Origin of the sequence: Pedobacter suwonensis, from assembly GCF_007833675.1 — a bacterium.
Lineage (GTDB): Bacteria > Bacteroidota > Bacteroidia > Sphingobacteriales > Sphingobacteriaceae > Pedobacter > Pedobacter suwonensis.
Window position 1 is genome coordinate 782,877 of record NZ_CP031708.1, and the last position, 13,657, is coordinate 796,533.

10 protein-coding genes and 1 pseudogene are annotated in these 13,657 nt (G+C 43.1%); 5 read left to right on the top strand and 6 right to left on the bottom strand.

Annotation, left to right across the window (positions count from 1 at the left end):
• Nucleotides 1-96: 96 nt before the first annotated feature.
• Nucleotides 97-1,431 carry a putative sensor domain DACNV-containing protein gene (locus DV942_RS03185; protein ID WP_145855232.1) on the top strand — a complete coding sequence of 445 codons (1,335 nt, stop codon included), beginning with the start codon at nucleotides 97-99 and terminating at the stop codon, nucleotides 1,429-1,431.
• A 34-nt stretch (nucleotides 1,432-1,465) separates the two neighbouring features.
• Entirely contained in the window at nucleotides 1,466-2,683 is a 1,218-nt protein-coding gene (locus DV942_RS03190; RefSeq protein ID WP_145855234.1) for a sensor histidine kinase, read from the top strand.
• A 154-nt stretch (nucleotides 2,684-2,837) separates the two neighbouring features.
• Here the strand turns inward: DV942_RS03190 and DV942_RS03195 are convergent, their stop codons facing one another.
• The 6 genes and pseudogenes from DV942_RS03195 to DV942_RS03220 form a co-directional block, all read right to left on the bottom strand.
• Nucleotides 2,838-3,605: a hypothetical protein gene (locus DV942_RS03195; protein ID WP_145855236.1), complete on the bottom strand. Its 768-nt coding sequence runs from the start codon at nucleotides 3,603-3,605 to the stop codon at nucleotides 2,838-2,840.
• A 209-nt stretch (nucleotides 3,606-3,814) separates the two neighbouring features.
• Nucleotides 3,815-4,045 (bottom strand): LysM peptidoglycan-binding domain-containing protein, encoded by a 231-nt coding sequence (locus DV942_RS03200; protein ID WP_145855238.1) that lies wholly within the window; start codon nucleotides 4,043-4,045, stop codon nucleotides 3,815-3,817.
• Between the two features lie 77 nt (nucleotides 4,046-4,122).
• Nucleotides 4,123-4,968 carry a hypothetical protein gene (locus tag DV942_RS03205; protein WP_145855240.1) on the bottom strand — a complete coding sequence of 282 codons (846 nt, stop codon included), beginning with the start codon at nucleotides 4,966-4,968 and terminating at the stop codon, nucleotides 4,123-4,125.
• A 319-nt stretch (nucleotides 4,969-5,287) separates the two neighbouring features.
• Nucleotides 5,288-6,687: pseudogene (locus DV942_RS03210) on the bottom strand (MFS transporter).
• A 152-nt stretch (nucleotides 6,688-6,839) separates the two neighbouring features.
• A complete protein-coding gene (locus tag DV942_RS03215; RefSeq protein WP_244950815.1) occupies nucleotides 6,840-7,481 on the bottom strand; it encodes an alpha-ketoglutarate-dependent dioxygenase AlkB family protein in 642 nt (213 codons plus the stop codon).
• On the bottom strand, nucleotides 7,460-7,954 hold the full coding sequence (locus DV942_RS03220) for a hypothetical protein (protein WP_145855243.1): 495 nt from the start codon (nucleotides 7,952-7,954) through the stop codon (nucleotides 7,460-7,462). The genes DV942_RS03215 and DV942_RS03220 overlap by 22 nt, the downstream gene beginning before the upstream one ends.
• Nucleotides 7,955-8,170: 216 nt before the next feature.
• On the opposite strand from DV942_RS03220, the gene DV942_RS03225 reads away from it, so the two are divergent.
• From DV942_RS03225 to DV942_RS03235, 3 genes are read left to right on the top strand one after another with little or no spacing between them, the layout of a single operon-like run.
• Nucleotides 8,171-8,899 (top strand): ImuA family protein, encoded by a 729-nt coding sequence (locus DV942_RS03225; protein WP_145855245.1) that lies wholly within the window; start codon nucleotides 8,171-8,173, stop codon nucleotides 8,897-8,899.
• Nucleotides 8,896-10,401: a Y-family DNA polymerase gene (locus tag DV942_RS03230; protein ID WP_244950816.1), complete on the top strand. Its 1,506-nt coding sequence runs from the start codon at nucleotides 8,896-8,898 to the stop codon at nucleotides 10,399-10,401. The genes DV942_RS03225 and DV942_RS03230 overlap by 4 nt, the downstream gene beginning before the upstream one ends.
• 4 nt (nucleotides 10,402-10,405) lie before the next feature.
• Nucleotides 10,406-13,633 (top strand): error-prone DNA polymerase, encoded by a 3,228-nt coding sequence (locus tag DV942_RS03235; protein ID WP_145855247.1) that lies wholly within the window; start codon nucleotides 10,406-10,408, stop codon nucleotides 13,631-13,633.
• The last annotated feature ends 24 nt before the right edge of the window (nucleotides 13,634-13,657 follow it).

Genomic DNA, 13,657 nt, shown 5'->3' on the forward strand with positions numbered 1-13,657 from the left:
CAATAACATTAAAAAAAAGTGTCAGAAAAAAAACACATTACATCCATTTGCTGTTGTATACCCTAAATTCAACCACATAACGAGCGCTATCAGGCAATGATTGAGGAAAAATCAAAAACAACGGACCTTGCGGCGCATATCCATACCAAGCTGAATCACAGCAGACTGGCACTGGCTACTCCTCCCTTAACTGTTCTCGAAGAACTTTTCGAGTGCCTTTTTTACACCTCGATGAGAACAGAAGAAGGTGAGCTGACCAAAGTAGCCGTAACGCTCATTGATCCTGCCAACCCAGATCCGGCTCCCCCAAGAAAAATTGTTTCCGAACGATGGAGTTGCGTAGAATTTGCTCAACGCATTCCACTTGATATCAGGTCGCTGGCCAAGCTCTCAAAGGCAGCCGACCCATCTGGCACCTCTCTTGCCGTTTATTATGATCAGGATGGAAAACTATTTATCTGGGGAATGATCGATCAGGCCATGCACTACCAGAGTTTTCTGAACTATGAATCTGAATCAGGGTCTGAACAGCCTGGGCTATTTCAGGTATTTATAGACGATATTGCCACGCTTAAGGTCATGTTCGACTATGAACTGCTGGCCACCTTAAAACAAAATGTACTGGTTACCCGCTACCTGGACGTATTTACCATCGGACCAGTATCTAAAATTATCAGGAAAAATGCCGGTGCCATCAGGGCTGAAATCAAAAATTTCCTCGCCGAATCGCACCCCGGGGAAGATTTTGCAGACTGGGAGGAATTTGTAGACAGTATATGGACCCAGACCCTATCGAGGTTATTGCTAAAAATCCAAAACTACCATCATGGCGGGGCAGTACTGATCTCAGAAGATAGCAGCGATGTTGACATCAAATACGCAGTAAATTATAAAAGATTGCTGCTGGCCATCAGCGGCTACCTAAAGCAGGCCATCAATAGCTATATTACAGAAAACAGAATCGACCAGCGCTTGGCTTCAGGCAAGCAAACGGTCACTAAATTACTTTACGAACAGGAAACTATTGCCCTGCATGCCAAAACAGAGGTGGCCAACGAAATTAAGGGTTCGGTAAGTTTCATCGCCTCTCAAAGCTGTGTTGACGGCGTCGTGTTATTTGGCCAGGATATGGTGGCAAGGGGATTTGGAGGTGTGATCCGTTCTAAAAAAATGCCAAGAAAAATCTACATTTCTACTACGGCCACTGCAACTGCTAAATCACTGCTACTCACAGACCCGAAACACTTTGGTACAAGACACCGCTCCATGATCGCCTATTGCTGGGAGCACCCTGGCAGCTTAGGTATTGTGGTTTCACAAGATGGAGATATCCGTGTGTTTTCAAGAATCGAAGATAAGCTGATCATGTGGGAGAACATCAAAACACAGCAATATCAAAAGAGCGGAAAGCTCAAAGCAACAAGAAGCTAAACCTAGATAAAATTAACGCTACAATTAATATAATTTGAATAATATAGCAATACTTCCCCAGAACGAAAAGCAGCGGCTACAGGCACTTGATTCTTATCAGATTATGGATAGCCTGCCTGAAGAAGATTTCGATGAGCTGACAAAAATGGCTTCACAAATCTGTGGAACGCCCATTGCGCTGATTACCCTGTTAGATAGCTCTCGACAGTGGTTTAAGAGTAAATTAGGCATTGATGTTCAACAGACCCCAAGAGCGCATGCTTTTTGTGCACACACCATTATTGATCCAACTGGGGTGATGGTAGTTAGCAATGCCAGGGAAGACCAGCGGTTTGCAGAAAACCCTTTGGTTACCGGCGATCCGAACATCGCATTCTATGCCGGAATTTCACTACTGACACCGGAAGGAATGGCGCTAGGTTCGCTTTGTGTAATAGATACTGTTCCAAGAAAGCTCGATGAGCAGCAGATCTGGTCGCTCAAGGTACTGGGAAAACAGGTGATTGCCCAGATGGAACTGAGAAAAAAACTGCTGCTGCTTTGTGAAACGAACAGACGCCTTGCTGAGACCAATCAGTTTATGCAGCAGTTTGCCACAACTGCCGCCCACGATATCAAAAATCCATTGACTACCATTTCAATGAGTGCCGAATTATTAACCAGACACCTTGAAAATAGCGGCGATAAAAAAGGCCATAACTTAGCATTGGTATGCCTGAATGGTATAAAAGCCCTTAGGAAACTTATTAACGACATGCTAGACTACTCCATTAGGCCAGAAATTCTGACAGCACAGCATGAAACCATTGAACTTGGTAGCTTCTTCCGCAAAACGGTATCGATGCTCAGCATTCCTGAAAATGTACAGATCAGTTACCCGGAAACCAAAATTGAGATCAGCACTTCAGCCATCGCACTGCAGCAGATTATGATTAACCTATTAACCAACTCTGTGCGTTACAATGATAAACAGACCTGCCAGATTCAGATAGATTGCGTTGTTATTGACGACCTGGCCAACATTACCGTTCGCGATAATGGGATAGGCATTAGAAAAGAAGAGCTGGAGCGTATCTTCCAAAGAAATGTTACCCTGAACACTTCAGACCGTTTTGCACAGAGTGGAACGGGGATTGGCCTTGCTACAGTAAAACTTTTAGTAGAGAAATTAGGCGGTGAGATCAGCGTCCAATCAACCCCATACATCGGCAGCGCCTTTACCTTTACAATCAGATCAAAAAAAACAGCGTAAGTACAAGTTTAAAAGCATTATATATATTGAAAATTATGGTTAAGCAGCAAAAAACCAACGCTTAGTAAGTATTCAGGTTATCTGTTTGATGAGATTATTTGCTGAATAACTATCCTTTTTCTGCTTAACTGGTGATACGCATACATCTGTCGGTTTATTTCTTAGCGGTTAAACCTTTGAGGCCTTTAAGTAAATAATGTTCACCGTCGGACCAAAGTGTCTGACCTTTTGTTAGCCAGGACAGCCCGAACGCTTCTACGGCAATGGATTCAAATACGTAGATTACCGGAAAGCCTTTCAGGTCGGGTTTGCATATAAAGTACAGGCCTAAAATAGCCAGACAAGCAATAATGATCCAGCCGCAAATCTTGAAAACAATATTCCGTTTACCTTTCTGGCTTAGTGTTCCATCGGTATTAAAACAATTTTCTTTTCTGCCTTTGGTAAAAAATACCAGTGAAAGAATAGCCAGTACAAACAGAAAAGTTGCCGCAAATATAAAGTGAACGGCAGTGCCGGCAAGTTTGGGAAAAATACCTCCGCTATTGGTATGAACACTGTTAAGACAGTCTTTGCACCGCTGCATGGTAGGTACAAAGGCAACACCTATGCTGCCAATCCCTGCAATAAAAGTAAGCAGACGTTCTTTCCAGTTGTAACCGGAATAAGTGATTAAAAATGCGCCCAGTACACAAAGGATAACCACCAGAATGTCGCCTCTATCAGTGTAAAAATAATCACTGATAGAGGGTTCAAAGCCATAATATTCTGAATCACGGCTGGGGAAAATGGCCAGGGCAATTGGTAGTGACACGCCACCGAAGCCAATTAAATTACGCAATGTAAGGTAGGAGAAAACCAATTCATTATTGTCTTCTTTAAGCTTATCGACCGAAGTAACATCATTTTTTAGTGTTTTCATTTCAATTATTATGAATTTATAATTCTTTAATACTGTTGATTGAATTATTGAATCTGAGCTCCAACCTCCACCCAAGGTTTTATAAGCGAATCTGGGTTTTTCGGGATAGACCGATCACCCAACTGATGAAGCCACTGCAATCACATAAGCCATCCCTGGAAGGAAGGTATCTTTTGGAGCATACCACCGCTCCCTAATTTATACGCAATTTATGAATTGATAACAGATTTTGCTCGATTAATCAGCATTGAAGCCGGGGTTGGAAGGCTAAAGCTGGCATCTTCCGGAATTTCCTGCACATTTGGAATCTGAATAATCTGATTGATAAATAGCTGATCGGGACGCTGAATCTGGTTCAGATTAAGTATGGTGCTTAATGGAACATTAAACTTTAAAGCAATTTTACTGAGTGTGTAACCAGCTGAAACGGTATAGACCATAATGTATTTTATGTTTAATTGGCGGTTAATTATTAAAAAAATGCTGCTATTGTTAATTAAATCAACTTTTTGTTTTTTTACTTTGATAGCCAGACCTCAAAATGACCAGGTCTGGTTCCTCTGCCATTCCCCGGAATTTTCACTGGTGCGGGGCTCATAGTCAGGTTCGGAAATTGACTGCGAACAATATTGAACAGACGCAATGCTTCAGAGAATTCTTCTGCCCGATAATACCTAATTTCGGTTTTCGCGGGTATGTATCGGTCACCCCTTTTTCCAATATTTTCGATACCTGGAACCTGAAAATTCTCATTTTGCAATACTGTCTGAAGTACATTTGCCTGTCCACGCTGATCTTCACTGCTAATGTGCAGATATGCCCTTGGTAGTATAAGCGATGTAGAAACAGACACCAAAGGTGACTCCTTTTGTTCTATAAGCTCATTGACTTTTGCTTTCTCTATCTTCTGTGCAGGCGTCGGATTTATAATGGTATCCAACGCTTTGCTCTTTTCTTTTAAAATAAGATAGTTGGCATGCTCAATTTTTAGCGTATCATAATACTCTTTCCATGATTTTTTGAGTTCACCATTTGGTGCAACAATCATTAAATATCTGGATAACTGAAATCTTTCCTCCAACCCATCAACTTTTTTCACATCTTGGGCATATTTGTCAAAATACTCGAGTTCTTTTACATCCTGCTCCCTTTCCTTAAAAAGATCGGTGATAATTAGCGTAACGGTGGCTATGGCAATCGAAACAATAGTATATTTAAAAAGATCGATCATCCTATCAAGCCGTTCCAATTCGATTGTTTTATCTTTAAGGTTTTTAACGGCGATGATCAGGCCGATTATGGCAATACCAATTAAGGCGGCATATAATATTAGTGAAACAGTTCCTGTGTTTGAGAGCATCATATTTGTGTTTTTTTTATGATTATGGGTTTTTGACCAGATATTAACAGATACTTAAATTTAAACAGATAAACGCTCCAATAAAATACTCAATACTAGGTATTTAGCGACTGATCATTTCAGCAGCCTTTTATTAATAGCATTAAGGTATAGTTAATGAAAGCGCTTGCACGAAGTGAGTCTGGATAATATTTTTTTAAGTACAGATCATAGACTAGCTCTATGGTTGATCACCAGAATTCACTATCAGGGTTAACATTTACCTCTTAGCTAAACGCCAAGCCAGAAAGCATTTAAACCGCAGCAAATTCGCTTATTGCAATCATTTTAAATTTTCACCATCCTTAAAATGTAAGCGCCTAAATACAAGGCCTGATAGTATAGTCAGGGCACCTACTACAAGAAAGGTATACCTGAATGCATTATGGATATCATCATGGATGAGTTTTACATCTCCCTGAAATATTTTTAAAATAATCAGCCCGAAGGCAACACCAAAGCCGATTGCCAGCTGCTGATTAACGGAGATTAAAGAATTGCCACTACTGGTATGATACTCACGCAGATCAGCAATTGAAATGGTGTTCATGGCTGTAAATTGAATGGAGTTAAAAAAGCCCATCATCACGATGATGGGCACATAGTAGTAAATAGATGAACTGATGGCGGGTATCGCCATTGTACAGATCAGACAGCCAATGATAAAAGTATTGGCCATTAATGTGGTTCGGTAACCAAACCTGTTCAGGATTTTAATGACCTGCGATTTTGCAAGAATAGCGGTTAGTGCCATAGGGGCGATGATCCAGCCAGAAACTACTGCAGATTGGCCGTAAGCAATCTGAATCATCATGGGCAATAATAAAGGTATAGCACTGATACCCAAACGTGTGGCAAGGTTACCGAGTATACCCACCCTAAATGTTCTCACCTGAAACAGGTTCAGTGGAAAAATAGGATTATTGTCTGTTACGGCATGCCGGTAATAAAAATAAAGCATCAATACACCAAGTGATAAAATAGCCAGGGCGGGCGTAGTGTAAACCTCGTCTCCCAGGAGTTCCAGCGCAATAGAGAGCAATAATGATGCTGCAGCAAATATCAGAAAACCACGCAAGTCAAAATCAATCACATCAGATCGATAATCGGGCATGTACCGCAGGCTAAGCACAATACCCAAAACCCCCATTGGTATATTAATCAAAAATATCCAGTGCCATGACAGGTAGTCTACCATATACCCTCCAACAAGCGGGCCTAAAACGGGGCCAATGAGCGCTGGTATAATTGCAAAATTCATCGCTTTCAATAAATCTTTTTTTTGAAAACTCTTAACCAAGGCTAATTTACCAACCGGTGTCATCAGACTTCCCCCACCCCCTGTATGATTCTTGACATGACCAGTTGAGTGAGGTTTCCGGAGAGCGAACAAAACAGAGATCCTGCGCTGAAAAGCACCAATGATAGAATAAAAACCCTCTTGGTTCCAAACTTATCAGATAAAAAACCACTTACCGGCATAAACACTGCGAGTGTTAATACATAACCGATAATGGCATTTTGCATATTCAAGGGAGATTGATGAAGATCTTTCGCAATAGCCGGAAGCGATGTATTGAGTATCGTCGAATCGAGCATTTGCATAAAAATAGCGGTAGCCAATATCATTGGCAGCACACGTTTTGTAGCCTCTATATTTTTTGATGGTAAATGTTGCGGCATGGCTAAATTGGTCTGTTTTGATGATATAACGTTCGGTATTTTTAAATTATCTTACCCAGGCACAATATTAAGTGCCTGTAAATATATAGGCAATAACATCTCACCTACAAATTTGGTTGTTTAATTTTAAACTTAACTACCGATATCATGTATCACACAGATGGATTAATGATTCGCCTAAAAGTCAGGTTTACCCTAGGCCCAATAGGTTGAGCGGTCTTGGCAATCCGGTGTTCCCATCTTGCCTGCAAATCACCTTTCATAATTAAAAGAGACCCGTGTTCCAACCTGACGGCATATTTTTCCCGGTGATTTTCTTTTTTCCGGATATCAAAACTGCGTACAGCGCCAAAGGAAACAGAGGCGATAACCGGATGCGATCCCATTACTGTTTCCTTATCACTATGCCAGGCCACCGAATCATTGCCGTTACGATAATAATTGAGCAATACACTATTAAAGGTAATTCCGGCAATGGGTTCCACCCATCTTTTAAGTTCCAAAAGTGGGGTTGTCCATTCCATTGGTGCAGACTTGCCTAGAACTCCATAGTCAATGTCCTCAATATCTCCATACCAGGCGGTAAGCCTGGGTGTAAGTACTTCCCGGTCGTACATTTTTACAAGCCTTTGCTGCCAGGGCGTGTTCTGAATAAAGGTTTTAAGCAACAGATCGCTTTGATCCTGATCGATAAAACCTGCGTGGTATTCGAGCACATCTCTCGGTAGTCCGGCAGATTGCCCGCCAGGAGCAAAAAAACTCAATTGTTCCATTACCTGTTCACCTCTTCCCATCCAAATGATTCTTTTTTATAAACCAGTGGCTTTGCAAGCAATGAAAAATCATCCGAAAAATCATGGTTGAATACCTGAAAGTTCACCGACCATTCATCTTTGAGCAAACCTGGCACAAACTTTGAAAATATGCCTTGAAAGCTTTTAAAGTTAATACCTTCTTTGCAGATGATCATATAGGCAGCATCAGACCTTAACACCACTTTTTCGACCAGATTCGGCCAACGCGAACAGATTTCATGAGGAAGATAGTTAAAATACTGTGCATCAATATGACCGGTAAGACCAATCAGAAGATCCTTGCTAAGTTCATCACAATTTTGAAGCTTCCAGGTACCTTGCCATTTTTGCATACTGCCAATCAGTTTACCATCCAGCACGATCTTCCAGGGTTCTCTAACCCCAAAACGGATCAATTGATAAACTAATGATATTCCACTTTCATCCTCAAAAAAATATTCCAACTCCGTCATAAAAAAGATCCTTTTTCTATTTTTTAAAGATCAAATATAAATATTTTTACTAAATAAATTAGTATTTATCAACATTTTTAAATTATAAAAAGTTCAATGAAATTACTTAAAACCATAATTTAATATTTTTGTTCACAATTTAATAATACTAATATTTTTAGTATTATTTTTGCAAGGGTGATATCGAAATTATTTTCTTTGCTCTCGCAAAAGGATATGGCGGCTGTTAAAAAGGATATTATAGGCAAACTTCAGGAACAGATCCTGAATCTTCAGGGCTTTAAACCTGAAAGAAATGCTCATGGGATAGACTTTGGACTGGGCATAATTTCCAATGCTTTCCCGGGTAATGCATTTCCATTGGCTGCCCTGCATGAATTTTTAGCGACAAACCTGGAAGATGCAGCGGCAAGTGGTGGCTTTATTTCTGTTCTGCTTTCTACCCTGATGAAAAAAGGTGGTCTTTGCCTGTGGATCAGTGCGCAACGCAAAATCTTCCCTCCTTCACTCATCACTTTTGGCCTATCGCCAGAACGCATCATTTTTATTGACCTGCAAAACGAAAGGGATGTATTATGGGCAAGTGAGGAAGCATTAAAGTGCGAAAGCCTCACTGCAGTAGTAACTGAACTGGATGAGATCAGTTTTGCGCAGAGCAGAAGACTCCAACTGGTAACCGAAAAAAGCAGGGTTACCGCTTTTGTAATCCGAAAAAATGCAGAAAAACTCAGTTCTACCCTGGCGGCCGCCAGGTGGCGCATATCTGCCATGCCAAGCGGGGCCATTGATGGATTACCCGGACTAGGCTTCGCCAGGTGGCAAGTTGAACTGCTGAAGGTTAAAAACGGAATACCGGGCAACTGGATGATCGAATATGCAGCCGGAGTTTTTAAACCAGTAAAACAGGTACCTTTTAACGATCTGAAAATCAGGAAAGCGGTATGATGCAGAAAAGGTATATGTCTATATGGTTTTCTACCCTGCTTACCGACTGGATCCGCATCAAGCGGCCAGCTTTGAAGGACTTGCCGCTTGTTTTTTCAGATAAGGCCGGTAACCGAATGGTGATTACCGCTGCCAGTAAAGAAGCGGCTTCGCTCGGTATCCACCTGGGAATGCCGCTGGCGGATGCCAGGGCGATCGTACCCGATTTGGAAGTCATCGAAAACCAATGCCATAAATCCAAAAAATTACTAACCGCACTTGGCAGGTGGTGCATCCGTTACACACCTTTGGTGGCTTTAGAGGAAGATCAGGGCCTGATTTTAGATATCAGCGGCTGTGCTCATCTGTGGGGAGGTGAAAAGGCATATCTCAGCGAAATCGTTAACCGCTTAAGTGGGATAGGCTATCAGGTCAGGGCTTCGATTTCAGATACTATGGGTACTGCATGGGCCGTATCGCGTTATGGAAGGGTTTCCCCCATCATTAAAAGTGGTGAAGAGCTGAATGCGCTTCTGCCTCTGCCGCCAATGGCGCTCCGCATTTCGCCCATAGCCAGCCAAAAATTGATCAAGCTTGGGTTAAAGACCATCGGCAGTTTTATTTCTATGCCCCGATCAGTATTGCGCAGAAGGATCGGCGAAGACAGTATGGAAAGAATTGAGCAGGTATTGGGACAAAAAGAAGATTTTTTTTTACCGATTACTGTTCCTGAAGTTTATAGCGAAAGATTGGCCAGTATGGAGCCGATCAGAACACGGAAAGGGATTGAAATCGCCATCGAAAAACTGCTTTTTCAGCTTTGCACCAAACTGCAAAGTGATGGAATGGGTCTCCGTTCGGCCCTGTTGCAAAGCTACCGGATAGATGGCCAGGTAATTAAAACCCAAATTGGTACCAATAGCCCAAGTATCAATACGAGCCATCTTTTCAAGCTGTTTTCACTCCAGATCGATAAGATTGAGCCCAAAATGGGTATTGAACTTTTCACTATGGATGCGGTTAGGTTTGACCGGCTGGATCCAGGTCAGGAATCTTTATGGATGACAGAAAAAAGTATGAGCAACCAAAAGGTCATTGAACTTTTGGATAGGCTGGCCGGAAAACTGGGTGCCCAGGTCATTCAACGCTATCTGCCACAGCCTCATCACTGGCCGGAGCGATCCATCAAAAAGGTGGATTCCATTACCGAGCCACTTTCTTTACCCTGGCGCACTGACCGCTTGCGCCCGGTACAGCTACTTAAAGTACCAGAGCCTGTACAGGTTACTGCCCCTATCCCCGATTATCCACCCATGCTGTTTCGCTATCAGGGCGTTACCCATCAGGTAAAAAAAGCAGACGGGCCGGAACGCATTGAACGTGAATGGTGGCTGGAAAAGGGTGAGCATCGGGATTACTATCAATTGGAAGATGCAGAGGGAAAACGCTACTGGCTTTTCAGATCAGGTCATTATAGTCCGGAGAAACCCTCTCAATGGTTTATACACGGTTTTTTTGCTTAGTGAAATGGAATATATAGAACTTCAGGTAACGAGTAATTTTAGTTTCCTCAGGGGCGCTTCACACCCGGAAGAATTGATCGATCAGGCGGCAGTTATGGGTTATCGCAAGCTGGCCATTACCGATCGCAATACCCTGGCAGGGATTGTGCGTGCACATGTAGCGGCGAGAAACCACGCGATCGAACTGATACCTGCCTGCAGGCTCGACCTCCTGGATGGGCCATCAATATTGGCTTATCCAACAGACAAGGCCGCGTATTGCCGCCTTTCTGCTTTGCTTAGCCTGGGCAATAGCAGGGCAGAAAAAGGCAGTTGCCACCTTTATCAGGCTGATGTGTTTGAATATAGCGAGGGTATAAAGTTTATTGTAATTCCCCCAGATGAAATGAACTCCATTTTTGATTACCAGGAGAACTTTAAAGCTCAACTGTCAGATTTCAGAAAAAAATTCGGCAATAATCTGTTTTTAGCTGCAACAATGGGTTATACCGGAGCTGACCACAAAAAACTGTTCAGGCTAAACCAGTTATCGCAGGTGCTGGATATTCCGCTTATTGCCACAAACGATGTACATTACCATCATCCGGACCGGCGTGAACTGCAGGATATACTCACCTGTACGCGCGAAAAATGCACGGTTCAGAACGCCGGATTTTTACTCCACCAGAATGCAGAACGGCATTTAAAGGATCAGGCAGAAATGATCAGGCTCTTTAGGCAGTATCCGCAAGCCATAAAAAACAGCATCTTATTGGCTGAGTCCTGCCGGTTTTCACTGGACAGTTTAGAATATGTGTATCCGGAAGAAATTACTACCGATGGGAGATCGCCACAGGAGGAACTCAGCTATCTTTCCTGGAAAGGTGCCAGAGAGATGTTTGGAGAAGAAATCCCGGAAAAAATTACGGCCAACATTCGGTATGAACTTAAATTTATGGAAGAAATGAACTATGCTTCCTATTTTCTTACTGTATATGATATTGTCAGGTTTGCGCGTTCAAAAGGAATTTTATGCCAGGGGCGCGGCTCTGCAGCCAATTCTACGGTATGCTACTGCCTGGGCATTACTTCGGTCAACCCCACTAAATTTGACCTTCTTTTTGAGCGTTTTATCTCTTCAGCCAGAAATGAGCCGCCGGATATTGATGTGGATTTTGAACATGAACGCAGGGAAGAGGTGATCCAGTATATTTATCAGAAATATGGCCGCGACCGGGCGGCCATTGTTGCTACTGTAACCCAGCAGCATCAAAAAGGTGCAATACGCGATGTGGGTAAGGCCATGGGACTTTCGGTAGACACCGTGGCTAAGTTATCAGGGGCAATCTGGGAATTTACCGACGAATGGTTTGAAGAGGCGCGGATACTGGAAGCCGGACTCAACCCAAAGGATCCGCTATTAAAAAAGGTATTGCAACTTACCGGGCAAATGATGGGTTTTCCCCGCCAGCTGGGCCAGCATACGGGTGGATTTGTGATTACCCAGGGAAAACTGACCGACCTCTGCCCCATTATAAATGCCCGTATGGCAGACCGCACCAATATAGAATGGAACAAAGATGATATCGATGCATTGGGTTTTCTAAAAATTGATGTGCTGGGTTTGGGTATGCTCACCTGTATCCGGAAAGGATTTGAACTGGCTAAAAAACATTACGACCTTGATTTAACATTGGCCAATATCAATGAAGAGGAAGATCCAAAGGTATATGAGATGATCAGCAATGCAGATACCATTGGCGTTTTTCAGATCGAAAGCCGGGCACAGCAGTCGATGCTGCCACGTTTACGCCCAAAATGTTTTTACGACCTGGTAATCGAAGTGGCCATTGTACGTCCGGGGCCCATTCAGGGAGATATGGTGCACCCCTATCTAAGGAGAAGGAATAATGAAGAAGCTGTTGAATACCCTTCGCACGAACTGGAAGAAATATTATGCAGGACGAAAGGTGTGCCATTGTTCCAGGAGCAGGCGATGAAAATTGCCATAGTAGCGGCGGGTTTCTCTCCGGCTGAGGCAGATGCTTTAAGGCGCAGCATGGCCACTTTCAAATTTAAGGGGCTGGTCAACCAGTTTGAAAAAAAACTCATTGATGGGATGTTGGAACGCGGCTATAGTGAAGATTTTGCCAAACGTATCTTCAAACAGCTGGAGGGTTTTGGAAGTTACGGTTTCCCCGAAAGCCATGCCGCGAGCTTTGCGCTCCTGGTATATGTATCGTGCTGGCTGAAATGTTACTATCCCGATGTTTTTGCGGCAGCATTGCTCAACAGTATGCCAATGGGCTTTTATCAACCGGCACAGATTGTAATTGATGCCAGGAACCATGGCGTGCAGGTGCTTGCGATAGATGTTAACCATTCGGCCTGGGACAATATACTGGAGGAAAAAACCGGAAAATATCATGCCATTCGCTTGGGCTTTCGCCAGATCAAGGGGATTGCCCTGGAAGAAATGGAATTACTTGTTAAAGGAAGGGCGGCTTCCTATAAAATGATACATGAGCTTATGGATGCCGGCGTATCACAACACGCGCTGGAAATTTTGGCTGATGCTGATGCTTTCCGCTCACTGGGAATGGTCAGGCGGCAGGCACTTTGGGAAGTTTCAGCACTGGCAGACCGCCCGGTTGGCATATTCGAAAAACAAGCCTCTGAAAGTGAAAAAGAACCACAGTTATCACTGCCGCTGATGCGTGATTCTGAACATGTTGTACACGATTATGCCACTACGGCGCTGTCGCTCAAAGCACATCCCGTAAGTTTTGTGCGCGAAAAGCTCAGTTTGCTTAAAATCCTTTCTACCAAAGAGGCAGCAGCATCCTGGGATGGCAGATTGGTAAAAGTTGCAGGGCTGGTGCTGGTACGCCAGCGTCCTGGAACTGCCGGCGGAGTCTGTTTTATTACTGTTGAAGATGAAACAGGGGTAGCGAACCTGGTTGTTTTTCAACATCTTTTTGAAAAGTACCGAAAGGAGATACTGGGCGCAAGGCTTCTGATGGTAGAAGGAAAACTGCAGCGTGAGGATGAAGTGGTGCATGTTATTGTTAAACGCTGTTTTGATCTGACCAGGCTGTTGAAAGGACTTACTGATACGGGGCATGAAGAACTGCCTTTATTAACGCTTTCGAGGTCAGACGAACGCGTACCTTACCCCACAGAAAACAAACGTACACAAAAAAGAGAGCAGGCAGATGGAACAGTATTCCCTCCAGCCAGGAACTTTAAATAGTTTCGGGTTGATGGTCAAAACCAA